Source organism: Rhodococcus sp. IEGM 1341 (assembly GCF_030056895.1).
Lineage (GTDB): Bacteria > Actinomycetota > Actinomycetes > Mycobacteriales > Mycobacteriaceae > Rhodococcoides.
Genome location: NZ_JASHKV010000001.1, coordinates 581,251 through 605,954, shown reverse-complemented (window position 1 = coordinate 605,954; position 24,704 = coordinate 581,251). Strand labels below are relative to the sequence as shown.

The 24,704-nt window shown below is 64.7% G+C and carries 27 protein-coding genes and 1 pseudogene; 19 read left to right on the top strand and 9 right to left on the bottom strand.

Features of this window, described 5'->3' with window-relative positions; translation table 11 throughout:
* Positions 1–10 precede the first annotated feature (10 nt).
* The 4 genes from QM615_RS02610 to QM615_RS02595 are packed head-to-tail and all read right to left on the bottom strand — an operon-like array spanning position 11 to position 3,427.
* Entirely contained in the window at positions 11–763 is a 753-nt protein-coding gene (locus QM615_RS02610; RefSeq protein WP_373455154.1) for a metal-dependent transcriptional regulator, read from the bottom strand.
* A 1-nt stretch (position 764) separates the two neighbouring features.
* Positions 765–1,637, bottom strand: a complete 873-nt coding sequence (locus tag QM615_RS02605; RefSeq protein ID WP_149405957.1) for a metal ABC transporter permease — start codon at positions 1,635–1,637, stop codon at positions 765–767.
* A 3-nt stretch (positions 1,638–1,640) separates the two neighbouring features.
* Positions 1,641–2,468, bottom strand: a complete 828-nt coding sequence (locus QM615_RS02600; RefSeq protein ID WP_283346976.1) for a metal ABC transporter ATP-binding protein — start codon at positions 2,466–2,468, stop codon at positions 1,641–1,643.
* A complete protein-coding gene (locus tag QM615_RS02595) occupies positions 2,465–3,427 on the bottom strand; it encodes a metal ABC transporter substrate-binding protein (protein ID WP_394855370.1) in 963 nt (320 codons plus the stop codon). Before QM615_RS02595 ends, QM615_RS02600 begins: the two co-directional genes overlap by 4 nt.
* Positions 3,428–3,530: 103 nt before the next feature.
* Between QM615_RS02595 and QM615_RS02590 the strand changes: the two genes are divergently transcribed.
* The 5 genes from QM615_RS02590 (at position 3,531) to QM615_RS02570 (ending at position 9,819) form a co-directional block, all read left to right on the top strand.
* The gene (locus tag QM615_RS02590) at positions 3,531–4,499 is read left to right on the top strand and encodes a bifunctional riboflavin kinase/FAD synthetase (RefSeq protein WP_094669994.1); all 969 of its coding nucleotides are present in this window, start codon (positions 3,531–3,533) and stop codon (positions 4,497–4,499) included.
* Between the two features lie 121 nt (positions 4,500–4,620).
* Positions 4,621–4,890, top strand: coding sequence for a 30S ribosomal protein S15 (gene rpsO / locus QM615_RS02585; protein ID WP_032397847.1), 270 nt, complete (start codon positions 4,621–4,623; stop codon positions 4,888–4,890).
* 392 nt (positions 4,891–5,282) lie between these two features.
* Positions 5,283–7,544, top strand: a complete 2,262-nt coding sequence (locus tag QM615_RS02580; protein WP_094642123.1) for a polyribonucleotide nucleotidyltransferase — start codon at positions 5,283–5,285, stop codon at positions 7,542–7,544.
* Positions 7,545–7,611: 67 nt separating this feature from the next.
* The gene (locus QM615_RS02575; protein ID WP_068050751.1) at positions 7,612–8,898 is read left to right on the top strand and encodes a M16 family metallopeptidase; all 1,287 of its coding nucleotides are present in this window, start codon (positions 7,612–7,614) and stop codon (positions 8,896–8,898) included.
* A gap of 135 nt (positions 8,899–9,033) precedes the next feature.
* Positions 9,034–9,819: an SDR family oxidoreductase gene (locus QM615_RS02570; RefSeq protein WP_283346975.1), complete on the top strand. Its 786-nt coding sequence runs from the start codon at positions 9,034–9,036 to the stop codon at positions 9,817–9,819.
* Positions 9,820–9,827: 8 nt separating this feature from the next.
* Here QM615_RS02570 and QM615_RS02565 read toward each other — a convergent pair whose 3' ends face one another.
* Both QM615_RS02565 and QM615_RS02560 read right to left on the bottom strand, forming a co-directional pair.
* Positions 9,828–10,571 (bottom strand): polyprenol monophosphomannose synthase, encoded by a 744-nt coding sequence (locus QM615_RS02565; protein WP_283346974.1) that lies wholly within the window; start codon positions 10,569–10,571, stop codon positions 9,828–9,830.
* A 97-nt stretch (positions 10,572–10,668) separates the two neighbouring features.
* Positions 10,669–11,432, bottom strand: a pseudogene (locus QM615_RS02560) (2-phosphosulfolactate phosphatase).
* Positions 11,433–11,498: 66 nt separating this feature from the next.
* On the opposite strand from QM615_RS02560, the gene QM615_RS02555 reads away from it, so the two are divergent.
* Positions 11,499–11,930, top strand: coding sequence for a hypothetical protein (locus QM615_RS02555; RefSeq protein ID WP_283346973.1), 432 nt, complete (start codon positions 11,499–11,501; stop codon positions 11,928–11,930).
* Between the two features lie 9 nt (positions 11,931–11,939).
* Here QM615_RS02555 and QM615_RS02550 read toward each other — a convergent pair whose 3' ends face one another.
* A complete protein-coding gene (locus tag QM615_RS02550; RefSeq protein ID WP_068050747.1) occupies positions 11,940–12,215 on the bottom strand; it encodes a hypothetical protein in 276 nt (91 codons plus the stop codon).
* Between the two features lie 100 nt (positions 12,216–12,315).
* Between QM615_RS02550 and QM615_RS02545 the strand changes: the two genes are divergently transcribed.
* Both QM615_RS02545 and QM615_RS02540 read left to right on the top strand, forming a co-directional pair.
* The gene (locus tag QM615_RS02545; RefSeq protein WP_149405951.1) at positions 12,316–12,678 is read left to right on the top strand and encodes a hypothetical protein; all 363 of its coding nucleotides are present in this window, start codon (positions 12,316–12,318) and stop codon (positions 12,676–12,678) included.
* 79 nt (positions 12,679–12,757) lie between these two features.
* Positions 12,758–13,207, top strand: coding sequence for a hypothetical protein (locus QM615_RS02540; RefSeq protein ID WP_149405950.1), 450 nt, complete (start codon positions 12,758–12,760; stop codon positions 13,205–13,207).
* A gap of 1 nt (position 13,208) precedes the next feature.
* Here the strand turns inward: QM615_RS02540 and QM615_RS02535 are convergent, their stop codons facing one another.
* Positions 13,209–13,922 carry an aquaporin gene (locus QM615_RS02535; protein WP_283346972.1) on the bottom strand — a complete coding sequence of 238 codons (714 nt, stop codon included), beginning with the start codon at positions 13,920–13,922 and terminating at the stop codon, positions 13,209–13,211.
* Positions 13,922–14,119, bottom strand: coding sequence for a hypothetical protein (locus QM615_RS02530; protein WP_149405948.1), 198 nt, complete (start codon positions 14,117–14,119; stop codon positions 13,922–13,924). Before QM615_RS02530 ends, QM615_RS02535 begins: the two co-directional genes overlap by 1 nt.
* A 93-nt stretch (positions 14,120–14,212) precedes the next feature.
* Between QM615_RS02530 and QM615_RS02525 the strand changes: the two genes are divergently transcribed.
* The 11 genes from QM615_RS02525 (at position 14,213) to nuoK (ending at position 24,704) form a co-directional block, all read left to right on the top strand.
* Positions 14,213–14,572 carry an NADH-quinone oxidoreductase subunit A gene (locus QM615_RS02525; RefSeq protein WP_032397854.1) on the top strand — a complete coding sequence of 120 codons (360 nt, stop codon included), beginning with the start codon at positions 14,213–14,215 and terminating at the stop codon, positions 14,570–14,572.
* Positions 14,573–14,644: 72 nt separating this feature from the next.
* A complete protein-coding gene (locus QM615_RS02520; RefSeq protein ID WP_068050739.1) occupies positions 14,645–15,199 on the top strand; it encodes a NuoB/complex I 20 kDa subunit family protein in 555 nt (184 codons plus the stop codon).
* The gene (locus tag QM615_RS02515) at positions 15,196–15,858 is read left to right on the top strand and encodes an NADH-quinone oxidoreductase subunit C (protein WP_149405947.1); all 663 of its coding nucleotides are present in this window, start codon (positions 15,196–15,198) and stop codon (positions 15,856–15,858) included. The genes QM615_RS02520 and QM615_RS02515 overlap by 4 nt, the downstream gene beginning before the upstream one ends.
* Positions 15,858–17,156 (top strand): NADH dehydrogenase (quinone) subunit D, encoded by a 1,299-nt coding sequence (gene nuoD / locus QM615_RS02510; protein WP_068050737.1) that lies wholly within the window; start codon positions 15,858–15,860, stop codon positions 17,154–17,156. The genes QM615_RS02515 and nuoD overlap by 1 nt, the downstream gene beginning before the upstream one ends.
* On the top strand, positions 17,153–18,046 hold the full coding sequence (nuoE, locus tag QM615_RS02505) for an NADH-quinone oxidoreductase subunit NuoE (protein ID WP_283346971.1): 894 nt from the start codon (positions 17,153–17,155) through the stop codon (positions 18,044–18,046). Before nuoD ends, nuoE begins: the two co-directional genes overlap by 4 nt.
* A 1-nt stretch (position 18,047) precedes the next feature.
* Entirely contained in the window at positions 18,048–19,349 is a 1,302-nt protein-coding gene (gene nuoF / locus QM615_RS02500; protein WP_283346970.1) for an NADH-quinone oxidoreductase subunit NuoF, read from the top strand.
* On the top strand, positions 19,346–21,814 hold the full coding sequence (locus QM615_RS02495) for an NADH-quinone oxidoreductase subunit G (RefSeq protein WP_283346969.1): 2,469 nt from the start codon (positions 19,346–19,348) through the stop codon (positions 21,812–21,814). The genes nuoF and QM615_RS02495 overlap by 4 nt, the downstream gene beginning before the upstream one ends.
* Positions 21,811–23,121, top strand: coding sequence for an NADH-quinone oxidoreductase subunit NuoH (nuoH, locus tag QM615_RS02490; protein ID WP_283346968.1), 1,311 nt, complete (start codon positions 21,811–21,813; stop codon positions 23,119–23,121). The genes QM615_RS02495 and nuoH overlap by 4 nt, the downstream gene beginning before the upstream one ends.
* On the top strand, positions 23,114–23,659 hold the full coding sequence (gene nuoI, locus QM615_RS02485; RefSeq protein WP_499218530.1) for an NADH-quinone oxidoreductase subunit NuoI: 546 nt from the start codon (positions 23,114–23,116) through the stop codon (positions 23,657–23,659). The genes nuoH and nuoI overlap by 8 nt, the downstream gene beginning before the upstream one ends.
* Complete coding sequence (locus tag QM615_RS02480) at positions 23,656–24,408, top strand: NADH-quinone oxidoreductase subunit J (RefSeq protein WP_283346967.1); 753 nt, start codon at positions 23,656–23,658, stop codon at positions 24,406–24,408. Before nuoI ends, QM615_RS02480 begins: the two co-directional genes overlap by 4 nt.
* Positions 24,405–24,704: an NADH-quinone oxidoreductase subunit NuoK gene (gene nuoK, locus QM615_RS02475; protein ID WP_008717020.1), complete on the top strand. Its 300-nt coding sequence runs from the start codon at positions 24,405–24,407 to the stop codon at positions 24,702–24,704. The genes QM615_RS02480 and nuoK overlap by 4 nt, the downstream gene beginning before the upstream one ends.

The following is a 24,704-nucleotide window of genomic DNA, read 5'->3' as shown; positions in this document are numbered from 1 at the left end:
GGCCCGGCGATCAGGTCGCCGGAACCATCCAGATCGCCTCTGCGGCGCGGTGGCCGAGATCGATGGAATCGGTGGCGTCGGTGCGGGCCAACTCGATGGCGACGGTGCCGGCGTAGTCGCGTCGTTCGACCACCGTGATCGGCAGGTCCAGCGTGATGCCGACGGAGTCGAAGTAGCGGAGCATCGCCGGGTCGGAGTCGGAAATTCTGGCGACTCGGCCGGACTGTCCGTCGAGGTAGTCGCTCAGGCGGGTCGCGGACGGGGCCTCGATCGCACCGTCGACGGACGGAATCGGGTCGCCGTGCGGATCGCGTTCGGGGTGGCCCAGTTTGGCGTCGATTCGATCCATCATCAGATCCGAGACGGCATGTTCGAGGATCTCCGCCTCGTCGTGCACTTCGTCCCAGCCGTAACCCAGCTCTCTGACCAGATAGGTCTCGATCAGTCGATGCCGACGCACCATACCGATGGCAGCGAGACGACCCTTCTCGGTCAGTGAGATGGCTCCGTAGCGGGCGTGGTCGACCATGCCTTGGTCTGCGAGCTTGCGAATCGCCTCGGACACCGTCGAGGCGGAAACACCGATGCGCTCGGAGAGCATCTTGGTGCTGACCGAGTCCTCGCTCCACTCACTGGCCGTCCAGATGACCTTGAGATAGTCCTGCGCAACCGCGGACAGCTGGACGCCCTCGTCGGCCGGTGCGGGATCGTCTTTTCGTAGCGCCACGTCGCCGAGCTTAGGCAATCCAATGGAAAAAGACATCTCACCCGGCCGGAGCCACCGGCACCTGTCCGCGTTGTCGCAGAGCGCGGACGACGATGCCTTGTGAGGGGCTGAAGAGGTAGGCAAGGACGAAGACGAGTCCCTGGGTGAGCACGACGCTGCCGCCGGAGGACACGTCGAGGTAGAAGCTGGCGTAGATCCCCACCAGCGCGCAACCCACCGAAATGAGCGGTGCCAGCACGAGCATGCGGCCGAAGCTGTGCGTGAGTAGATAGGCGGACGCACCGGGAGTGATCAGCATCGCCACCACGAGGATGACGCCGACGGCCTGGAGCGCGACCACGGTCGTCAGGGCGAGCAGGGTCAGCATGACGGCCGAGATCACCGTCGGGTTGATGCCTACGGCGCGGGCCTGGGTGCGGTCGAAGGCGAAGAGAGTGAAGTCGCGACGTTTGACGATCATGACGACCAGCGCGATACCGCCGAGGACGAACACCTGGACCATGTCTGCCTGCGAGACTCCCAGCAGATTGCCGAACAGGATGTGGTTGAGGTCGATCTGACTCGGAAACTTGGAGATCAGGACGACGCCGAGCGCGAACAAGGTGGTGAAAACGACGCCGATAGCGGCGTCCTCCTTGACGATGGTGGTGTTGCGGACCACTCCGATGGCACCGACCGCGATGAGCGCGAACAGCAGCGCTCCGATCGCGAACGGTGCCCCGAACAGGTACGACAGCGCGACGCCGGGAAGAACTGCGTGCGAGACCGCGTCGCCCATCAGCGACCACCCGATGAGGACGAGCCAGCAGCTCAGTACCGCGCACACTATCGAGGCGGTGACGGTGACCAGAAGGGCCCGCTGCATGAAGGTGTATTCGAGTGGGTCCACGAGAAAATCGATCAGATACACGGTTCAGCTCGCTTCCGTGGTTCGGGTGGACGGAGTTCGAGTGCCCGCACCCAACTCGCCGACCTTCGACGGGTCGATGCCGAAGGCCAGCGCCAGGTTCTCCGGGCGCAGTACGTCGATCGGACTGCCGTGCATCAGCACGCGCTGTTGCAGCAGGATCGCTTCGTCGCACAGTTCCGGTAGGGCGTGAAGATCGTGTGTGGACACCAGAACCGACGCACCCTGTGCTGCGAGTTCGCGGAGCAGCCGGGTGATGGTTGCCTCGGTTTTCTTGTCCACACCGGCGAAGGGCTCGTCGAGCAACAGCAGTGATGCCTCCTGGGCGATGGCGCGGGCGACGAACGCGCGCTTGCGTTGACCGCCGGAGAGCTGGCCGATCTGTCGGTTCGCAAGTTCGGCGAGGTCGACGCGCTGCAGAGCCTCGTCGACGGCCAGTCGATCGGCGGCTCGGGGAGTGCGGAGAAAGTTCTGTTTCCCGTATCGGCCCATCATCACCACGTCGCGCACGCTGATCGGGAATGTCCAGTCGACGGACTCCGCCTGGGGCACGTAGCTGACCGTGCCGGCCTTGCGCGCCTGCGCCGGGTCTCCGCCGAACACGGTGATCGAGCCGGAGTTGGGCTTGACCACTCCCATGACGGCTTTGAACAGCGTCGACTTGCCCGATCCGTTCATTCCGACCAACCCGCACACCCGGCCGGGTGCGAGGGTCAGGCTGGCATCGGTGAGGGCTACGACGTCGCGGTATCGAACGTTGACGGCGTCCACCGTCAGCGCTGCCCCGGTCTCGTGCCGGGCCCTGTAGTGAGGGTCACCAGTGTGCTGGGTCATCGTTCTCCTACCAGTGCGTCGGCGATCAACCGCGCGTCGTAGCGCAGTAGATCCAGGTACGTGGGGACCGGTCCGGTGGCGTCGCTCAGAGAATCGACGTAGAGCTGTCCGCCGAACCGCGCGCCGGTGTCCTCGGCGACCTGTAGCTGCGCCTTGTCCGAGACCGTCGATTCGCAGAACACGGCGGGTACGTCGTTGTCGCGAACGAAGTCGATGGTGCGGACCACCTGCTTCGGCGTTCCTTCCTGCTCGGCGTTGACCGGCCACAGGTAGGCCTCCTGCAGATCGAAGTCGCGGGCCAGATAGCCGAATGCGCCCTCGCAGGTGACGAGCGCGCGCTGACGAGCCGGTAGCCCGGAGAGATCCGCGGCCAGTTCGGCACCGACCTCGCGTAGTTGTCCCACGTATGCGGCTGCGTTCGCGCGGTAGTCGTCGGTGTTGGCGGGATCGAGCGCGACGAACGCGTCGGCAATGTTCTCGACGTACGTCTCGGCCACGACGGGCGACATCCATGCGTGGGGGTTCGCTTTGCCCGCGTAGGCGTCGTCGCGAATGTAGATCGGGTCCACGTTCGCACTCACCACGGCGTGGGGTGCGGGGATGCGCTCGACGAATTTCTCGAACCAGGCCTCCAGCCCGAGCCCGTTGTCCAGGATCAGCTCGGCCTGCTCTGCGGTGCGTAGGTCTCCTGGGGTCGGCTCGTAGCCGTGGATCTCGGCTCCGGCTTTTGTGATCGATTCCACTCGGAGGTGATCGCCGGCGACATTGGCGGCCATGTCGGCGAGGACGGTGAAGGTCGTCAGAACCAGGGGTCTGCCGTCGTCGAGCATCGCCGGATCGTCGTCCCCGACGGCACGGGCGCAGCCGCTCGAGGCTGCCACCAGTAGTCCCACCACGGCCCAGCTCGCGAGAATCCGCCCACGGCGCGATCCACACCGGCGAAGAAAAAAGTTAGGCACACCGAAATATTTACCGTGGGGATACCTATTTGTCCATACGTGCCGCGCGCGACACGCCTGTCCGAGAGTGACCGAGCGGCCGTCGGGCCGTAGGCTTCGCGGTGTGCAGAGATGGCGAGGTCTCGACGATGTACCTGCCGACTGGGGTCGGTGCGTGCTCACGATCGGCGTCTTCGACGGCGTTCATCGCGGACACGCACAACTGATCGGGCGAGCGGTGGCCGCTGCGAAGAAGCGCGGCGTTCCCAGCGTGCTCATGACGTTCGATCCCCATCCGATGGAGGTCGTGCGACCGGGAAGCCATCCTGCTCAGTTGACGACCCTGACGAGGCGAGCCGAACTCGCCGAGGAATTGGGTATCGACGTCTTCTGCGTCATGCCGTTCACGCCGGAGTTGATGAAGCTCACTCCCGAGCGATACGTGCACGAGATCCTGATCGAACGCCTGCACGTTGCCGAGGTCGTCGTCGGTGAGAACTTCACCTACGGGAAGAAGGCGCTCGGCACCGTGCCCATGCTGCGCAAGATCGGCGAACGGTCCGGATTCGCAGTCGACGGAGTCAACCTGCTCGCCGAGCACGCCGTGACGTTCTCCTCGACGTACATCAGATCGTGCGTGGACGCCGGTGACGTCGCTGCAGCCACCGCCGCGCTCGGGCGACCGCATCGCGTCGAAGGAGTCGTCGTGCACGGGGATGGCCGAGGTCGCCAAATGGGTTATCCCACAGCCAATGTCGCGCCACCCATGTACTCGGCCATTCCCGCCGACGGTGTGTACGCGGCATGGTTCACAGTGCTCGGGCCGGGTCCGATCATGGGGACGGTCACTCCGGGGGAGCGGCATCCGGCTGCCGTGTCGGTGGGCACCAATCCAACGTTCTCGGGTCGTACCAGGACCGTCGAGGCATTCGTCCTCGACGGTGAGGCCGACCTGTACGGCCAGCACGTGGCAGTCGACTTCGTCGACCGACTGCGCGGCATGGAGAAGTTCGACTCGATGGAAGCCCTCGTGGAGGAAATGGGCCGCGACGCCGAGCGGGCCCGGACGATCCTGGCGGCCAGCACGGCCTGATAGGCTGTCCCCTCGGTGCTCGCTGCGGTCCGCGGCGGCTGTACCGGCTTCGATCCCGTTGTCTCGACACCGGGCGCGTAGCTTCCTTTCACGCGGACGTCATTGATCAGGAGTAGTACCAGTGGCATTGACCACCGAACAGAAGAAGGCCGTTCTCGGCGAGTACGGCTTGCACCCCACCGACACGGGCTCGCCCGAGGCGCAGGTTGCAATGCTCACCAAGCGCATCGTCGACTTGACCGAGCACCTCAAGACGCACAAGCACGACCACCACTCCCGCCGCGGCCTGCTGCTGCTGGTCGGACGTCGTCGTCGTCTGCTCAAGTACATCGCGAAGGTCGACGTCACCCGCTACCGCTCGCTCATCGAGCGTCTGGGTCTGCGTCGATAATTCAGACCGACGCGAGGATGTCACCGATGCACGGTTCGACGCGCCGGTGCGCACCCGACTCGCAGCAATAGTGCAGTAGCCAACGAGGCAGTGCTTAGACTGTTCCTCGTTGGCTATCTGTGTTTGGACCGCAAGAACAGTTACGCCAGCACGAGAAAGCGGATGCGCAGCATTCGCACACCGCCGTGTATGCCTGTCACGCCGTGGTGACGGTCTTCGGTAGTGGCCTTTCGGATACGAGATCCGGTGGGCTTCGATCGATGGCCGCCTCCGCGCAGCCGCGTCCCGAGAGAAGCTCGGAGATGGACGGCACAGGTATGCCGCCACAGCCAGGAGGGCTGGTGGTGTGTCCACGCGGGCACGGCAAAGACGAGAGGACGAGAACAGAACACATGTCGGAAACCACAACTTTGGACGTCGAAGAAGGCGTCTACGAAGCAACTGCGATCATCGACAACGGCACGTTCGGCAAGCGGACCATCCGCTTCGAGACCGGCCGCCTCGCACAGCAGGCCGCAGGCGCAGTCGCCGCGTACCTCGACGAGGACACCATGCTGCTGTCGGCAACGACCGCCGGCAAGCACCCCCGTGAGGGCTTCGATTTCTTCCCGCTGACGGTCGACGTCGAAGAGCGCATGTACGCTGCGGGCCGTATCCCCGGATCGTTCTTCCGCCGCGAGGGCCGTCCGTCCACCGACGCCATCCTCACCTGCCGCCTGATCGACCGGCCGCTGCGTCCGACGTTCGTCGACGGACTGCGCAACGAGATCCAGGTCGTCATCACGGTCATGAGCCTCAACCCGGCCGATCTGTACGACGTCGTCGCGATCAACGCGGCATCGGCCTCGACACAGATCGCCGGACTGCCGTTCTCCGGTCCGATCGGCGGCGTTCGCGTCGCCCTGATCGACAAGCAGTGGGTCGCGTTCCCGACCAACGAGCAGCTCGAGAAGGCCGTGTTCAACATGGTCGTCGCCGGCCGCATCGTCTCCGGCTCCGGTGCCGACGCAGACGTCGCGATCATGATGGTCGAAGCAGAGGCCACCGAGAACGTCATCGAGCTCATCGAGGGTGGCGCTACCGCCCCCAACGAAGCGGTCGTCGCCGAGGGACTCGAGGCATCGAAGCCCTTCATCGCAGCCCTGTGCACCGCACAGCAGGAGCTCGCGTCCAAGGCAGCAAAGCCCACCGGCGACTACCCGGTTTTCCCGGCGTACCAGTCGGACGTCTTCGAGGCCGTCGAGAACGCCGCGAAGATCCCGCTCAACGAGGCACTGACCATCGCAGGCAAGGCCGAGCGTGAGAGCAAGCTCGACGAGGTCAAGGCTCAGGTGCTCACGTCGGTCGGAGACAGCTTCGCCGGCCGCGAGAAGGAGATCGGTGCCGCATTCCGCGCACTGACCAAGAAGTCGGTTCGCCAGCGCATCCTCACCGATCACTTCCGCATCGACGGCCGCGGCATCACAGACATCCGGTCGCTGTCCGCCGAGGTCGCGATCATCCCGCGTACCCACGGATCCGCCCTGTTCGAGCGCGGCGAGACCCAGATCCTGGGCGTCACCACCCTCGACATGGTCAAGATGGCGCAGCAGGTCGACTCGCTCGGGCCCGAGACGTCCAAGCGCTACATGCACCACTACAACTTCCCGCCCTACTCCACCGGAGAGACCGGCCGCGTCGGTTCGCCGAAGCGTCGCGAGATCGGCCACGGCGCACTCGCCGAGCGCGCTCTGCTGCCGGTTCTGCCCAGCCAGGCAGAGTTCCCGTACGCCATCCGCCAGGTCTCCGAGGCACTGAGCTCCAACGGCTCGACCTCGATGGGCTCGGTCTGTGCATCGACGCTGTCGCTGCTCAATGCCGGTGTGCCACTGCGTGCCCCGGTCGCCGGAATCGCAATGGGCCTCGTGTCCGACGAGGTCGACGGTGAAACCCGTTACGTCGCCCTCACCGACATCCTCGGTGCTGAGGACGCATTCGGCGACATGGACTTCAAGGTCGCCGGAACCAAGGATTTCGTCACCGCACTGCAGCTCGACACCAAGCTCGACGGCATCCCCTCCAAGGTGCTCGCCGGCGCGCTGTCGCAGGCCAAGGATGCGCGCACGACGATCCTCGAGGTCATGGCCGAGGCCATCGACACCCCGGACGAGATGAGCCCGTACGCACCTCGCGTCACCGCGATCAAGGTGCCGGTCGACAAGATCGGCGAGGTCATCGGGCCCAAGGGCAAGATGATCAACTCCATCACCGAGCAGACCGGTGCCAACATCTCGATCGAAGATGACGGCACTGTCTACGTCGGTGCAGCGGACGGCCCGTCCGCACAGGCCGCGATCGACATGATCAACGCCATCGCCAACCCGCAGCTGCCGAAGGTCGGCGAGCGATTCCTCGGAACCGTCGTCAAGACAACGGCTTTCGGTGCATTCGTCTCGCTGCTCCCGGGCCGCGACGGACTGGTGCACATCTCCAAGCTCGGTAACGGCAAGCGCATCAACAAGGTCGAGGACGTCGTGAGCGTCGGATCGAAGTTGCGCGTCGAGATCGCCGATATCGACAACCGCGGCAAGATCAGCCTCGTTCCCGTCGAAGACGACAACGCTGCTGCTCCCGCCGACGCTCCCGAGGCACCCGCCGAGGTCAGCGCTGAGTAAGAAGCAATCGAGCCGAACGGTACGTCCCCTCGGGACGTACCGTTCGGCCGTTCCAGAGAGCACCGGCATCGACACGGGCGTGCAACGCACCACTCTGCCCGGCGGTCTTCGGGTCGTCACCGAGTTCGTGCCAGGCGTTCGCTCGGCCTCGGTCGGTGTGTGGGTCGGAGTCGGCTCGCGCGACGAGCAACCCAGTGTTGCCGGTGCAGCACACTTCCTCGAACATCTGCTGTTCAAATCGACGCCCACGCGTAGTGCGCTCGAGATCGCCCAGGTGATGGACGGTGTCGGGGGAGAGCTGAACGCGTTCACCTCGAAGGAGAGCACGTGCTTCTACGCGCACGTGCTCGACGAGGACGTGGCACTCGCGATCGATCTCGTCAGCGATGTGGTGCTTCGCGGCCGCTGCCGATCGGCAGATGTCGACGTCGAGCGCCAGGTGGTCCTCGAAGAGATCTCCATGCGCGACGACGATCCCGAGGATCTGCTGGGAGATGCCTTCCTGGAAGCCATGTTCGGTGATCATCCGATCGGGCGTCCGATCATCGGCTCCGTCGAATCCATCGAGTCGATGACCCGTGCGCAATTGCACTCGTTCCACGTTCGCCGCTACACGCCGCAGCGCATGGTGGTTGCTGTCGCGGGCAACGTCGATCACAAGCAGATTGTGTCGTTGGTGCGTCGCGCTTTCGCGGGCCATCTGGAAAAGGGTCTGCGGCCGGCCGAAAGGCGAAGCGGAACAGCGCGATTGCGCAATGCTCCCACGTTGAGCCTGACGACTCGTGACAGCGAGCAAGCGCACCTGTGCCTCGGCGTACGTGCGTTCGGTCGACACGAAGGGCATCGCTGGGCGTTGTCCGTGCTGAACTCGGCAGTGGGCGGCGGGCTCAGTTCTCGTCTGTTTCAGGAGATCAGGGAAGAGCGCGGACTGGCGTACTCGGTGTACTCCTCGGTGGACACGTTTGCCGACAGCGGTGCGTTCTCCGTCTACGCGGGTTGTCAGCCGGAGAACCTGGGCGAGGTGACGACGGTGATCAGGGAAGTGCTGGCCAAGGTCGCCTCCGAGGGCATCACCGACGCGGAGTGTGCGCGGGCCAAGGGTTCGTTGCGCGGCGGATTGGTTCTGGGACTCGAAGATTCGGGCTCTCGGATGAACCGGATCGGTCGTAGCGAACTGAACTACGGCAATCACCGCGACATCACCGATACGTTGGCGCGGATCGACAGTGTCGGCAACGACGAGGTACGTGAGGTCGCTGCCGTGTTGCTCGACCGTCCTTTCGGTGCCGCGGTGGTCGGACCCTACAAAAACGTTCGCCAGCTACCGGCGTCGGTCAAGTCTCTGGTTCGGTAGCGTCGGCGATCGCGTCGCTGTTTCCGTGCACGGAGGTCCACAGTCGCAGGGCGGTGAACTGTGGATTCTCCGGTGCGACGGTACCAACCGTGCTCTCGGCGTTGACGTGTATGCCGCTACGGTCGACAATGCAGCATGAACAGCGATGGGCGTACCGTCCTCGTCACCGGTGTGGGTCGACGCCGTGGTATCGGCTACGCCATCACCCGTAGGTTGCTGCAGGACGAGCGCGCCCGCGTCTTCGCGCAATCCTGCGACGCCTACGACGTGAGCGAGCCGTGGGGAGCAGGAACGCCGGGAGCAGTGCAGGTGCTCGCCGAGTTGTCCACCGCGCCAGGCAGACTCGGGCATCTCGACATCGATCTCTCCGATCCCGAAGCACCTGCCGCCCTGTTCGATGCTGCCGAATCCAGGTTCGGAGCCGTCGACTCGTTGGTCATCAACCATGCGCGATCACAGCTGGGCGACCTGGGGTCTCTGACGGCAGAGAACCTCGACCTGACGTGGGCGGTGAACGTGCGCGCGTCCTTGCTTCTGGTGCAGGAATTTGCGGAACGGTACGTCGATCACCGCGACGGCGGACGCGTCGTGCTGTTCACGTCCGGGCAGGGTGAGGGGCCGATGCCGACCGAGATTCCCTACGCGGTGACCAAGGGCGCGATCGCCGCGATCACACCGACCTTGGCCGATTCGCTGATCGAACGGGGTATCACCGTCAACACGATCAATCCTGGTCCGACCGATACCGGTTGGGCGAGTGCCGATCTGGACGCGTTCGTCTTGCGCCACATGCCGCGGGGTCGGTGGAACTCTCCGGACGAGGCCGCGGCGGTCGTGGCGATGCTGCTCTCGCCTGATTCGGGCTCGATCACCGGTCAGGTCATCGGTGCCGAAGGCGGATTCCGACGCTTCACGCCGTGACGCTTCGGTCAGAGCTTCTTCTTGCGCAGCAACAGTTTCCAGGGCACCAATGCCGACTCGAGCTGAACCGACAGGCTCATCTTGGATTCGCCCTCGCTGCGCTCCTCGAAGGTGATCGGCACTTCGGCGAGAGTGAGGCCGTGCTTGACGGTTCGGTAGTTCATCTCGACCTGGAATGCGTACCCGTTGCTCTCGACCGAGGCAACATCGATGGTGCGCAGGGTGCGCGCGTGCCACGCCTTGAATCCCGCTGTCGCATCCTTGACGCCGAGGCGCAGGATCGTGTTGACGTAGAAGTTCGCCCATGCGGACAGGGCCTTGCGGTGCCAGGGCCAATCGGCGGCGACCGCTCCGCCCGGTACGTATCGCGATCCGAGCACCACGGCCGCGTCGGTGGTGTTCAGTTTGTCGATCATCGCCGGGATCACCTCGGTGGGGTGCGACAGATCGGCGTCCATCTGAATGACGATGTCCGCACCCTCGTCGAGAGCCCTCGTCATGCCTGCGACGTATGCGCGTCCGAGCCCGTTCTTCACCGTGCGGTGCAGAACGCTGACCTCGATGGGGCCGTCGATGGCCAACTTGTCGGCGACGTCGCCGGTGCCGTCGGGCGAATTGTCGTCGACGACCAACACACCGAGCCCCTCCACCTGCAACCCCGCCAGCAGCTCGACGAGCTTGGCGAGGTTCTCACGTTCGTTGTACGTCGGTACAACGACGGTGGTCTTCGGGGCGACTCGTTCCGTACTCACCACCGTATGATCCGTGATTCGGGGTTCCGATCCAAATATCGGACACAACCGGCCGTGTCGGGTCGGCATCGTGGGTCGTTTTCGAGCGCCGGTCGACTCATGCCCGAGTCGCGTCGACGAATACGCCGTCGCGCAGAATCGGAACGCTCGAACTCGAATCGACCTCGGCTGCAATGTCCACGTCTTCCGGGTGCCCCATCCCGGCCAATTCGCGACCGGAGCCGCATTGCCGCAGCTCCGAGCCCACGTCTCGCTCGACGGCTCGCCACGCGGCCGCGGCCGTTCTCGCCTCGGGGGAGGCATCGGTAGCACCGGCGTCGACGAGGGCGGCGATGACTGCACCGGCACCCCACAGGTCCTCGACGGCAGGCCGGAGGGATCCGTCCGGCCACTTTTCACCGCCCGCTATGACCGCTGTCACTGCGTTTGGGTTCCTGGCACGTATCCACTGCGCTACGGCCGATGCGTTTCTGAGCGACGCTCCCAGGCACAGCGGGGCCGTGCTCGCGAGCTCGTGGGCGATGGTGGATCCGTTCGGTGACGGCAGCACCAGCCGTGCCGGAGCAGGCGCGGCCCGTACGGTCGCCGGGACAAGCTGATCAGGCCCGGTGAGGCGGCCGACCGCCCCACGGCGAGGACCGCGTCGAACTGCTCGGCCAACTGCGTGGCCCGGTCGCCGCGCCACCGACTGGGGATGACGTCGATGCCCGCGTCCACAGCAACCGTGAGAGTGGTGGTGAAGGACAGGACGTCCACGACGACGGCGACGTCTGCGCCGTCGACGATGGCGTCGGTACCGCACAGACCCCAGTCGAAGCGGAGCCCGAATGCGTTCTGGGACAGTACGGGGTCGGCCGGCATTGCGGAACGGTATCAACTCCGGTGCCGGTGATACCTTCGGCGCGGGATCGAGTGGGGGAGGAAGACATGCAGCTGGACCTGGACACCAAGGTAATCGTCCTCGTGGCCGGTCTCCTGCTGCTGTGGGCACTGGGGTTGGGGGTGATCAAGTATCACCAGATGTCGACGTCGCCGGATGGCACTGCGCATCGCTATGTCGACATCGCCCATCGGGCGGCGTTGATGTACTCGTTCGCCGCCCTGGTACTCGCAGTGCTGACGCAGTTCAGCGCTTGGTCGGTCACGGTGGATCTGATCGCCGCGTCGGTGGTGCTGGTGTTCTTCGTCGCTGCCGTCGTGAGCTACACCGTCCACGGATTTCGGCGAGACACCGAGAACCAGTTCGTCGATCCCGTCTCGGGGACGCACCTGTTCATGGTGTCGTTGATCGTTGCCGAAATCCGCGGTACAGCGGTGCTCGTGGCCGGGTTCGCGTGGGAGCAGTTCGGACGGAGCTGAGACCTGGAGCTATCGAGGGTCCAGGTACAGCTCGGCGGTCTCGGTGGCGACCGCGGACACGGCAGCAGCAAGACCGGGCTCGAGGTCCAGCGCAGTGGCGAGACGTTCTCCGCGCAGCCCTTGCGTTCGGAGTAGGTCCCAGGCTTGTTCCACCAGGCGCACCGAGGTGGGGTGGTCCAACTCGGGACGGTTCGATCGCAGTGCGGTCGCAGCCCAATCCGCGTCGAAAGTCCCGTTGGGCGGACCGAACACACGCTCACCGGACGAATAGCTCTTCGGGTCCATACCCTCTGACGCTAGCAGGATCGGAGGTCGGTGCAATCGTGACCGAATCGCGTCGAGGCAGCACTACCGAACCGATCGGTTTCTTCAGTACGGTGAGGCGATGTACGACGGCCACCGCAGGGCTCCGGTCGCGCTCTCGGCCGTCGGAACACTGATGCTCGGTTTGGCCGCGGGCTGTGCCGGCGCAGGGGGCAGCGGCCCGGTCGACGAGGTCTCGGCCGACACGAACGACACCACGGTCACGGGTTCGGGACCTGTCGGGTACGTCGACGACACCTTCTCTTCGTATGCCGGGCCGGAACGGGTGCGAGGTGATGCGGAATCTTCGATCGTCTCGGTCGATTTCCTGGCTGATCCCGGCGGAATCTCGCAGGCTTTCGTCGGAGTTGCGGCCGATCGACCCGCGTTCACGGTGACCACCACCGAAGAACCTGCCGCGGTCGTCGTCACCGTCGAGAACTGACCGGCGCAGCAACCTCGAATGGACGTCGGCCGTGGCTGTTTCGATCCGTTTGCCGGGGACCGCGCGGTAGCATCGCGATGTGTCCGACGCCACAGCGGGAGCGAGTCCATCCGGTCGTGTCCGCGTGCTCGTGTACAGCAGCAATGCCGCGACCCGGGCCCAGGTGCGGTCTGCCGTCGGAACTCGACCGGATCCCGAACTCGGTGACATCGAGTACGTCGACATCGCCACGGCAGCCGTCGTCATCGAGCACATGGATGCAGGCGATGTCGCGTTGGCGATTCTCGACGGCGAGTCCTCACCTGTCGGTGGTCTGGGTCTGGCGAAGCAGTTGAAGGACGAGATCCTCGACTGCCCACCGGTGTTGGTACTCATCGGACGTCCGGACGATGCGTGGTTGGCCGAGTGGTCGCGCGCCGAGGCTGCTGTTCCGCACCCGCTGGATCCGATCCGGCTGGGACGAGCGGTGGTCGATCTGCTGAGCCAGCACTCGGAACGCGTCGGTGCCCAGGTCTCTCGGTCGCGCTAGATCAGACCGTTTTCTCCGATGCGGGCACCGTCAGCACGAACCGATGGATCGAGCCTGCGACGACAGCTCCGAGTACGGGGAACACCACGAACACCCATAGCTGTGACAGGGCAGGTCCGCCGGCGAGGAGGGCCGGGCCGAGGGACCGAGCAGGGTTGACCGACGTCGAGTCGATTCCGATGCCCAGCAGGTGAACCACGGTCAGGGTCAGGCCGATCGGAATGCCGGCTGCCACGACGGGGTGAACGGTGGGGGCCGTGGTGGCCAGAACGACGAGGACGAGCAGGCCGGTCGCGATCGTCTCGAACACCGCGACCGACGCCAGCCCGTATCCTCCGGGCGAGGCGCTGCCGAATCCATTGGTGCCCAGACCGTCCGCCGCCATGTCGTATCCGGGACGGCCGGATGCGACGAACAGTACGATCAGCGCGCCGATCAGTGCACCGACGGCCTGAGCGACGATGTAGAACACAGCCTTGATCGGGGTGATGGCGCGAGCGATCAGGGCTCCGATCGTCACAGCCGGGTTGATGTGGCATCCCGAGATCGGTCCGATCGCATAGACCAGCGCGAGCAGCGTGAGGCCGAATGCCAGGGCGATGCCCGGGGTTCCGACGGTGTCGCCCGCGATCACGGCGGTGCCGACGCCGAAGATCACGAGCAGGGCAGTTCCCAGTCCCTCGGCGGCGAGCGCCGAGACGGAAATCGATTTCATCATTTCTCCTGTTCCATGTCGGCAGCCTGGTTCGGCCGGCCGAGATCGTCGGGAGGTTTGTCGTTTTCGTCGGTGCGGATCGCATGGGGCCGACAGGTGATCTGAGTCACACTGCATGGGGCGGACGAATTCGGGTGATCCATGCGCGTCAACGCTTTACGAAAACTGGACTCGTCGAAATCCCGCGAGATCGACACCGAACCCATACTGTGTGGTTCAGGTCACATTGGTACGGCCGTCGCATTTACTACGCGCCGGCGCGGTAGTCGATCGAGGGAGCAGATGCCGGGATGAACGCCTACGTTCCGATCCTCGTTCTCGGTGCCATTGCGGTCGTGTTCGCGGTGTTCTCGGTGATGGTCGGCACCATGGTGGGACCCGCGCGGTACAACCGAGCGAAGTTCGACGCGTACGAGTGCGGCATCGAGCCCACGATGCATGCGCCGACGGGACAACGATTTCCGGTGAAGTTCTACCTGACCGCGATGCTGTTCATCATCTTCGACATCGAGATCGTCTTCCTGTATCCGTGGGCCGTCCATCTCGATGTGCTGGGCGCGTTCGGACTGGTTGCCATGGCACTGTTCGTCGTCAACGTGTCGGTGGCCTACGTCTACGAGTGGCGGCGAGGCGGACTCGGATGGGACTGACGTCCAACCACTGATCGGCGACGGCACGATGCACGGTTCTCACCTCGAACGGATGCGGAAAGAGTGTGATCGATGGGACTCGAAGAGAAGCTACCCAGCGGATTTCTGCTGACCACCGTAGAGGGGTTGGCCGGATATGCCCGTAAGGGCTCGTTGTGGCCCGCGACCTTCGGTCTCGCGTGCTGCGCGATCGAGATGATGGCTACCACCTCCGGTCGGTTCGATCTCGCACGATTCGGCATGGAAGCGTTCCGTGCGTCTCCGCGCCAAGCGGACCTGATGATCGTGGCCGGCCGCGTCAGCCAAAAGATGGCACCTGTGCTGCGGCAGGTGTACGACCAGATGGCGGAACCGAAATGGGTTTTGGCCATGGGCGTCTGCGCGTCCTCGGGCGGAATGTTCAACAACTATGCGGTGGTGCAGGGTGTCGACCACATCGTTCCCGTCGACATTTACCTACCCGGTTGTCCGCCCCGACCCGAGATGCTGCTCAACGCAATCTTGGAGCTGCACAAAAAGATTCAGCAGATGCCGCTGGGTGTCAATCGCGAGCAGGTGCGCGCGGCCGCCGAGGCTGCGGCGTTGGCGTCCACCCCGACCATCGATCTGAAGGGGCTGCTGCGATGACGGCGGACGGGCCCCGCGGGATGTTCGGCGTCCGGGGGAGCGGTGACACCTCCGGCTACGGCCGGTTGCAGCCGCCGGTGGCATCGGTGGACACGGCTGTCCGGCCCTACGGCAGCTACTTCGACGCCGTGGTCGATCGATTGGCCGCGGTCCTCGACACCGGTGACGCGGCCGTACCCTTCGAGGACGCCGTCGAGCGTGCCGTGATCTTTCGCGACGAACTGACGCTGCATCTCTCGCGAGAACACGTGCCCGCCGTCGCCCGCGCTCTCCGTGACGACGAGGAACTGAGATTCGAATTGTGCACGGGGGCATCGGGTGTGCACTACCCGGATCAGGTCGGCCGGGAACTGCGCGCGGTCTACCATCTGGTGTCCATCACCCACGGACGCCGCCTGCGACTCGAAGTCGCTGTACCCGATGCGGATCCGCACACACCGTCGCTCTGCGCGGTCTATCCGACCAACGATTGGCACGAACGCGAGGTCTACGACTTCTTCGGCATCGTGTTCGACGGTCATCCCGCGCTGACGCGGATCGAGATGCCGGACGACTGGGTCGGGCACCCGCAACGCAAGGACTATCCCCTGGGCGGTATTCCCATCGAGTACAAGGGCGCTCGGGTCGCGCCTCCCAACGAGCGCAGGTCGTACAACTGATGAGCGCAACGGACGAAACAATCTATGCAGTGTCGGGCCAGGACTGGGACGACGTGGTCGAACTTGCGCGCGGGTCGACCACGGAACGCATCGTGGTCAACATGGGTCCGCAGCACCCGTCGACCCATGGTGTGCTGCGGTTGATTCTCGAGATCGAAGGCGAGACCGTGACCGAGGCCCGGTGTGGAATCGGTTACCTGCACACCGGTATCGAGAAGAATCTCGAGTATCGCAACTGGACTCAGGGCGTCACGTTCGTCACTCGGATGGACTATCTCTCGCCCTTCTTCAACGAGACCGCGTACTGCCTCGGGGTGGAGAAGCTGCTCGACATCACCGACGACATTCCCGAGCGAGCGACGGTGATCCGGGTGATGCTGATGGAGCTCAATCGGATCTCGTCGCACCTCGTGGCATTGGCCACGGGTGGAATGGAATTGGGTGCCGTGACGGCGATGCTGTTCGGCTTCCGGGAGCGCGAGCTGATTCTCGACGTCTTCGAGGCCATCACCGGACTTCGAATGAACCACGCCTACATCCGTCCCGGCGGCTTGTCTCAGGACCTGCCCGCCGATGCGATCGACAAGGTTCGCGAGTTGCTGCGGGTTCTTCCCGGACGGCTACGCGATCTCGAACTCATGCTCAACGACAACCCGATCTGGAAGGCCAGAACCGAGAACGTCGGCTACCTGGACCTCACCGGATGCATGGCCCTCGGCGTCACCGGGCCGGTGCTCCGATCGACCGGACTGCCCTACGATCTGCGCCGGTCCGACCCCTACTGCGGGTACGAGAACTACGAGTTCGATGTCGTCACCGACACCGGATGCGACTGCTACGGGCGCTATCTGATTCGCGTCGAAGAGATGAAGGAATCGCTCAAGATCGTCGAGCAGACTCTCGATCGTCTTCGGCCCGGACCGGTGGTCATCGACGACAAGAAGATCGCCTGGCCGGCCGAACTCGTCTCCGGACCCGATGGTCTCGGCAATTCTCAGGACCACGTGCGCACCATCATGGACACCTCGATGGAGTCGTTGATCCACCACTTCAAATTGGTGACCGAGGGCATGCGTGTGCCGGCGGGCCAAGTGCTGTCCACGGTGGAATCGCCGCGAGGCGAACTGGGTGTGCACATCGTCAGTGACGGTGGAACTCGGCCGTACCGAGTGCATTTCAGAGACCCCTCGTTCACCAACCTGCAGGCGGTTGCCGCGATGTGCGAGGGCGGCATGATCTCCGATGTCATCGCTGCCGTTGCCAGTATCGATCCGGTGATGGGCGGGGTGGACCGATGACCACGCCACGCTCGGAGCCGGTGCTCGTCCAACTCGGAGCTCGCCCCGAGGAAGCAGTACAGCTGGTCGGCCCCGACGCCCGTGCGTCCTATCCCGCCGACGTGCGTGCCCGCCTGCGCGCCGACGCCGAGATCATCCTGAGTCGTTATCCTCAGGCCCGATCGGCGTTGCTACCGCTGCTGCACCTGGTGCAATCCGAGGACGGATATCTCACGCCGGCCGGAATCGAATTCTGTTCGGACGTACTCGATCTCACCGGAGCAGAGGTCACCGCGGTCGCGACCTTCTACTCGATGTACCGCCGCGAGCCCACCGGAAACTATCGCGTCGGAGTGTGCACCAACACCCTGTGCGCCGTCATGGGCGGCGACGCCATCATGGACGCGCTGCGGGATCACCTCGATATCGACCACGGCGAGACCACCGCCGACGGTGCCATCACCCTCGAGCACATCGAGTGCAACGCCGCCTGCGACTTCGCGCCGGTGATGATGGTCAACTGGGAGTTCTTCGACAACAGAACTCCGGCATCGGCGCGGGAACTGGTCGACGCGCTTCGATCCGGTGCGCAGGTGACCCCGACCCGCGGCGCTCCGCTGTGCACGTTCCGCGAGACCGAGCGGATTCTGGCCGGGTTCGCCGACGATCGGCCGGGTGCACTCGAATCCTCCGGCAGCGCAGGCGAAGCCAGTCTCGCCGGTCTGCGGTACGCCCGTGAGCACTCGATGACAGCTCCCCGGGCCGTCACCGGCTCTTCGGACGGTCATCCCGATCTCGGTGCCGAAGCAGTGGCGGAAACGGTGCGCGAGAAACCGGCTCCGGCTCCTTCGGCGACCGTTCCACCGCAGCCGAACACCACCGAAACCGATCCACCGACGAAGGGGAAATGACATGGCCCTCACGCCGGTGCTGAGCGAGTTCTGGGGCGAGAAGGACTCGTGGACACTCGACACCTACCGCAGTCACGACGGCTATCGGGGGCTCGAGAAGGCCCTCGCCATGGACCCCGACGATCTCATCGCGTTCGTCAAGGACTCCGGCCTGCGCGGCCGTGGCGGGGCGGGATTCCCCACCGGAACGAAGTGGAGCTTCATTCCACAGGGTGACGGGAAAGCTCACTATCTGGTGGTCAACGCCGACGAGTCGGAGCCGGGCACCTGCAAGGACATGCCCTTGATGATGGCGAGCCCGCACACGTTGATCGAAGGAATCATCATCGCGGCCTACGCAATACGTGCATCGCACGCATTCGTCTACCTTCGCGGCGAAGTGGTACCGGTGCTGCGCAGACTGCAGGCCGCAGTTGCCGAGGCCTACGCCGCCGGCTACCTGGGCAAGAACCTCCTCGGATCGGGGTTCGACCTCCAGCTGGTGATCCATGCCGGGGCCGGGGCCTACATCTGCGGCGAGGAGACGGCGCTGCTCGACTCGCTCGAGGGGCGACGAGGTCAACCCCGACTGCGTCCACCGTTCCCCGCGGTGGCGGGCCTGTACGCGCGGCCGACGGTGGTCAACAACGTCGAATCCATCGCCAGCGTCCCGGTGATCCTGCGCAAGGGCATCGAATGGTTCCGATCGATGGGAAGCGAGAAGTCACCCGGGTTCACCCTGTACTCGATCTCCGGCCACGTGTGTCGGCCCGGCCAGTACGAGGCCCCGCTGGGCATCACTCTGCGGGAACTGCTGGACTACGCGGGCGGTATCCGGCCCGGTCACGAGCTCAAGTTCTGGACACCGGGAGGATCGTCGACACCGATGTTCACCGGCGAACACCTGGACGTGCCGCTCGACTACGAGGGCGTCGGTGCCGCCGGATCGATGTTGGGTACCAAGGCCTTGCAGATCTTCGACGACACGACCTGCGTCGTGCGAGCAGTGTTGCGATGGACGGAGTTCTACGCACACGAATCCTGCGGCAAATGCACGCCGTGCCGAGAAGGAACCTACTGGCTGGTGCAGATACTGCGCCGCCTCGACGGCGGAACCGGTACCGAAGCCGACCTCACGACACTGCTCGACATCGCGGACGGAATCGCCGGAAAATCGTTCTGCGCGTTGGGAGACGGAGCCGCAAGCCCGATCGTGTCCTCGCTGAAGTTCTTCCGCGACGAATACATCCGACACGTCACCGAACAGGCATGCCCTTTCGATCCACACCGATCGACCCTGATGGCAGAGGAGCTGACGTCATGACGGCACAGACGGAGCAATCGGTCACTCCGGTCGAAATGGTGACACTGACCATCGACGACCACGAGATCAGTGTTCCCGAGGGCACGTTGGTGATTCGCGCCGCCGAGCTGATGGGCGTGCAGATTCCGCGCTTCTGCGATCACCCGCTGCTCGATCCGGTGGGGGCGTGCCGGCAATGCCTGGTCGACGTCGAAGGGCAGCGCAAACCGTTGGCGTCCTGCACCACGACAGTGGCCGAGGGCATGATCGTGCGCACCCAAGTGACATCGGAGTCGGCGGAGAAGGCGCAACGGGGCGTCATGGAGCTGCTGCTGATCAACCATCCGCTCGATTGCCCGGTGTGTGACAAGGGCGGTGAGTGTCCGCTGCAGAACCAGGCGATGGCTGCGGGCCGGGCCGAGTCCAGGTTCGTCGAGACCAAACGCACGTACCCCAAGCCGATTCCGCTGTCGGCCGAGGTGTTGCTGGACCGCGAACGGTGCGTCCTGTGTGCGCGATGCACTCGCTTCGCAGCTCAAGTGGCCGGCGATCCGTCCATCGAGCTACTCGAACGTGGTGCGATTCAACAGGTGGGGATCTTCGGCGACGAGCCGTTCGACTCCTACTTCTCGGGCAACACCGTGCAGATCTGTCCGGTGGGTGCGCTGACCAACACCGAGTATCGGTTCCGGGCGCGCCCGTACGACCTCACCTCGTCGCCGAGCGTGTGCGAGCACTGCGCAGGGGGCTGTGCTCAACGCACGGACCATCGACGCGGCAAGGTCCTGCGACGGCTGGCCGGTGACGATCCCCAGGTCAACGAGGAATGGAACTGCGACAAGGGCCGGTGGGCATTCAAGTACGCCACCGAACCCGACCGCATCACCTCGCCGATGATCCGCGACGAATCCGGGGAGTTGATCGAAACGTCGTGGTCGGCTGCATTGGCGGCTGCGGCAACGGGATTGGCCGGGTCGGTCGGACGTGCCGCGGTGCTCGTGGGCGGACGATCGACTCTCGAAGACTCCTACGCCTATGCCAAGTTCGCCCGAACAGTGCTGCACACCAACGACATCGACTTCCGCAATCGGGATCACAGCGCCGAGGAAGCGAGTTTCCTGGCCGGTCGTATCGCGGCGACCGGGTTGGGGGTCACCTACTCCGATCTCGAGAACGCCCCCGTGGTGCTGCTGGTCGGCTTCGAGCCCGAGGAAGAGTCACCCCTGGTGTTCCTGAGGCTGCGTAAGGCGCACCGCGCGAGCGCAGTGGTGGTGGCATCGATCGCGCCGTTCTCCACCCGGGGCCTACGGAAGCTGGACGGCGTCCTGCTGCAGTCGATTCCCGGCGAGGAGCCGGGCTGGCTCGATGCGTTGCACATCGGCGATCGCGGCACCGAATCGATTGCACACCTCCTCCGGGAGCCCGGTGCGATCGTCCTCGTGGGCGAGCGGCTCGGCTGCGTTCCCGGCGGTCTGGCGGCGGCATCGAAACTGGCGGACGACACCGGCGCGAGCCTGGCCTGGATTCCTCGACGCGCCGGCGAACGCGGCGCGCTCGACGCAGGGGCGCTGCCGAACGTTCTGCCCGGCGGGCGTCCTGTTGCCGATGCGACTGCGCGCGCCGAGGTGGCCGCGGTGTGGGGAGTGCCCGAGTTGCCGGCGGAGGTGGGCCGCGACACGGCGGCGATCCTGGCCGACACAGGACCGGATCGCGCTCTGGTCATGGCGGGAATCGATCTCGACGATCTGCCGGACCCCCGGGAGGCACTCGACGCGCTGGACCGATCGGCGTTCGTGGTGAGCCTCGAACTGCGCCACAGCGCGGTCACCGAGCGGGCCGACGTGGTGTTCCCAGTGGCACCGGTGGTCGACAAGTCGGGAACTTTCGTCGACTGGGAAGGCCGACCCCGTACGTTCGACACTGCACTCGGTGCAGGCGCGGTGATGCCGGATCAACGCATCCTCGACGCCATCGCCGCGCAGATGGGCGTCGAACTGGCCGTGCCCGACGCGGCAGCGGTACGCGCCGAGTTGGCTCGCCTCGGTGTGTGGAACGGCCCGCGCACCGCGGTGGCCCGGGTGGCACCCCGCGCGGACGTTCCGACCCTCGGTCCGGGACAGGCGATTCTGTCCACGTGGCGGATGCTCATCGATGCGGGACGAATGCAGGACGGGGAGGACAATCTCGCCGCGACCGGTCGCACACCCACGGTTCGGTTGTCGGCGGCTACGGCCTCGGCTATGGGAGCGGAGACCGGCGATCTGGTGAGTGTTGCGACGGACCGTGGCTCGATCACGTTGCCGCTGACGATCACCGATCTGCCCGACACCGTGGTGTGGATACCGATGAACTCGACCGGTTCGACGGTGTATCGCTCGCTGGGGGTGCAGTCGGGCGCAGTGGTGAGTATTCGGCATGGTTCTGCGGAACGACCCCGAGGTGGGGGAGTGGAGCCTGCGGAACGACCCCAAGGTGGGCAGTCATGAACGTGGCCGCGCCGACCGATCTGTCGATGTTCGGCAACGACCCGTGGTGGTTGGTTGTCGGTAAAGCCCTGGCGGTCTTCGTCTTCCTGGTGTTGACGCCGCTGGTTGCGATCTACGCCGAACGCAAGATCATGGCGTGGATGCAGATGCGGGTGGGGCCCAACCGGGTGGGCCCGTGGGGGCTGTTGCAGTCGCTGATGGACGGGATCAAGCTGGCGCTGAAGGAGGGAATCACTCCGACCGGCGTCGACAAGCCGATCTACGTTCTGGCTCCGATCATTTCCGTGGTTCCTGCGTTCATGGCCTTCGCGGTGATTCCGTTCGGTCCCGAGGTGTCGGTGTTCGGTACTACGACGCCGCTGCAGATGACCGACCTGCCGGTGGGTGTTCTGTACATTCTCGCGGTCACGTCGGTGGGTGTGTACGGGATCGTGTTGGCGGGGTGGGCGTCGGGTTCGACGTATCCGCTGCTCGGTGCGCTGCGTTCGACGGCGCAGGTGATTTCCTACGAGGTCGCGATGGGCCTGTCGTTCGCGGCGGTCTTCCTGTACGCCGGGACCATGTCGACTTCCGGAATCGTTGCTGCGCAACAGAACACCTGGTACATCTTCCTGCTTCTGCCGTCGTTCCTGGTGTACGTGACGGCGATGGTCGGCGAGACCAACCGCGCTCCGTTCGATCTGCCCGAGGCGGAGGGTGAGTTGGTGGGCGGATTCCACACCGAGTACTCGTCTCTGCGTTTCGCCATGTTCATGCTCGCCGAGTACATCAACATGGTCACCGTCTCGGCGCTCGCGACCACGCTGTTCCTCGGCGGCTGGCAGGCTCCGATTCCGTTGAGTCTGTGGAGCGGTGCCAATTCGGGGTGGTGGCCGGTGCTGTGGTTCACCCTCAAGGTCTGGGTGTTCCTGTTCGTGTTCATCTGGCTGCGTTCGACGCTGCCGAGGCTGCGCTACGACCAGTTCATGAGCTTCGGCTGGAAGATTCTCATTCCTGTTGCCCTGATCTGGGTGATGGTGATCGCGACGGTGCGGGTACTCGGGGCCGATCGTTACGACGTACCGCTGGTCACGTTCGTCGTGTCGATGATCTTCGCGGTGGCCGTCCTGGGTTCACTGCTGCTGATGGTGCGCAGGCGTGCACGGGAGCGGAACGTGCCGCCTGGCGTGCCCGTTGCCGAGTTCGACGCTGTGGCAGGCGGATTCCCGATACCTCCCATTCCCACCCAGGGCTCGAACTTCTCGAGCCGGCACGCCGGAGTGCGCTCATCCGCCGCCAGGTCACCGAAGGAGAACGCCGATGCCTGAATTTCTCGGTCCCATAGCCGGTTTCGGAGTCACCTTCGCGACGATGTTCAAGAAGGCCGAGACGGAGTTGTATCCGGAGGAGAAGAAGCCGACGGAGGTTCGCTACCACGGTCGTCATCAACTCAATCGGTACGCCGACGGTCTCGAGAAGTGCATCGGTTGCGAACTGTGCGCGTGGGCCTGCCCGGCCGACGCCATCTATGTCGAAGGAGCCGACAACACCGAGACCGAGAGGTTCTCTCCGGGTGAGCGCTACGGCGGGGTCTATCAAATCAATTACCTGCGGTGCATCGGGTGTGGATTGTGTGTGGAGGCCTGCCCGACCAGGGCTCTCACGATGACCAACGAGTACGAACTCGCCGGTGACAACCGAGCCGATCTGATCTACGAGAAGGACTCCCTGCTGGCTCCGCTGGAGCCGGACATGGTGGCCCCGCCGCACGCGATGGCTCCGGGCCGTTCGGCGGAGGACTACTACCGCGGCATCGTCACCGGCGATGAGAAAACAACCGAAACCGAGGGCGGTCCGGTTCGATGACTGCCATCGCTCAGCTCGCCCTCGAGGCCACGTCCACCGGTGAGGCAGTGCAGTTCTGGACCCTCGGCGTCGTAGCCGTCATCGGTGCGCTCGGCGTGGTGATGAGCACCAAAGCGGTCTACTCGGCATTGTTCCTCGCTGCAACGATGGTGGTGATGGCGACCTTCTACATGGCGCAGGGGGCGTTGTTCCTGGGTGTCGTGCAGATCGTCGTCTACACCGGCGCGGTCATGATGCTGTTCCTGTTCGTGCTGATGCTCGTCGGAGTCGACACCTCGGAGTCGCTGACCGAAACCCTGCGCGGGCACCGCATCGCGGCCGTCGTCATCGGAATCGGTTTCGGGCTGTTGATCATCGGGGTGCTGCTGCGCGATTCGGTCCGGAACGGTCGGCTCGACTTCGCCGGTCTCGACGCCGTCAACTCCACCGGAAACGTCGAGGGCCTGGCCGAGCTGATCTTCGTCGAGTACGTGTGGGCGTTCGAGTTGACCGGGGCACTGCTGATCACTGCCACCATCGGGGCGATGATTCTGGCGCACCGGGAAGCTCTGGGACCGGTCAAGGGGCAGCGAGAAATGGCCCGGGATCGATTCCGCGATGGTTCGAGGGTGACACCGTTGCCGAGTCCGGGGGTGTACGCCCGCCACAACGGGGTGGATCGCCGCGCTCTGTTGCCCGACGGAACCGAATCCGAGTCCTCCGTCAATGCCATGTTCGCGGATCCTCGGATCGAGCGTGACGAGCGATGAATCCGGAGAACTATCTCTACCTGTCCGTTCTGCTCTTCACGATCGGCGCGGCAGGCGTCATCGTCAGGCGCAACGCCATCATCGTGTTCATGTGCATCGAATTGATGCTCAACGCAGTCAATCTCGCGTTCGTGACGTTCTCCCGAATGCACGGCAATCTCGACGGGCAGTTGTTCGCGTTCTTCACCATGGTGGTCGCCGCTGCCGAGGTGGTGGTGGGCCTGGCCATCATCATGGCCATCTTCCGTTCTCGTCGTTCTATCTCCATGGACGAGAATTCACTGATGAAGAACTGA

Coding starts and splice junctions, on each gene's coding strand:
- QM615_RS02545 (WP_149405951.1), top strand. CDS start 12,316: ATGTACGACGGCCACCGCAGGGCTCCGGTCGCGCTCTCGGCCGTCGGA.
- QM615_RS02535 (WP_283346972.1), bottom strand. CDS start 13,922: ATGAAATCGATTTCCGTCTCGGCGCTCGCCGCCGAGGGACTGGGAACT.
- nuoI (WP_499218530.1), top strand. CDS start 23,114: ATGCCTGAATTTCTCGGTCCCATAGCCGGTTTCGGAGTCACCTTCGCG.
- QM615_RS02480 (WP_283346967.1), top strand. CDS start 23,656: ATGACTGCCATCGCTCAGCTCGCCCTCGAGGCCACGTCCACCGGTGAG.
- QM615_RS02550 (WP_068050747.1), bottom strand. CDS start 12,215: ATGGACCCGAAGAGCTATTCGTCCGGTGAGCGTGTGTTCGGTCCGCCC.
- QM615_RS02600 (WP_283346976.1), bottom strand. CDS start 2,468: ATGACCCAGCACACTGGTGACCCTCACTACAGGGCCCGGCACGAGACC.
- nuoH (WP_283346968.1), top strand. CDS start 21,811: ATGAACGTGGCCGCGCCGACCGATCTGTCGATGTTCGGCAACGACCCG.
- nuoK (WP_008717020.1), top strand. CDS start 24,405: ATGAATCCGGAGAACTATCTCTACCTGTCCGTTCTGCTCTTCACGATC.
- nuoE (WP_283346971.1), top strand. CDS start 17,153: ATGACCACGCCACGCTCGGAGCCGGTGCTCGTCCAACTCGGAGCTCGC.
- nuoF (WP_283346970.1), top strand. CDS start 18,048: ATGGCCCTCACGCCGGTGCTGAGCGAGTTCTGGGGCGAGAAGGACTCG.
- QM615_RS02580 (WP_094642123.1), top strand. CDS start 5,283: ATGTCGGAAACCACAACTTTGGACGTCGAAGAAGGCGTCTACGAAGCA.
- QM615_RS02610 (WP_373455154.1), bottom strand. CDS start 763: ATGTCTTTTTCCATTGGATTGCCTAAGCTCGGCGACGTGGCGCTACGA.
- QM615_RS02570 (WP_283346975.1), top strand. CDS start 9,034: ATGAACAGCGATGGGCGTACCGTCCTCGTCACCGGTGTGGGTCGACGC.
- nuoD (WP_068050737.1), top strand. CDS start 15,858: ATGAGCGCAACGGACGAAACAATCTATGCAGTGTCGGGCCAGGACTGG.
- QM615_RS02495 (WP_283346969.1), top strand. CDS start 19,346: ATGACGGCACAGACGGAGCAATCGGTCACTCCGGTCGAAATGGTGACA.
- QM615_RS02555 (WP_283346973.1), top strand. CDS start 11,499: ATGCAGCTGGACCTGGACACCAAGGTAATCGTCCTCGTGGCCGGTCTC.
- QM615_RS02525 (WP_032397854.1), top strand. CDS start 14,213: ATGAACGCCTACGTTCCGATCCTCGTTCTCGGTGCCATTGCGGTCGTG.
- QM615_RS02520 (WP_068050739.1), top strand. CDS start 14,645: ATGGGACTCGAAGAGAAGCTACCCAGCGGATTTCTGCTGACCACCGTA.
- QM615_RS02515 (WP_149405947.1), top strand. CDS start 15,196: ATGACGGCGGACGGGCCCCGCGGGATGTTCGGCGTCCGGGGGAGCGGT.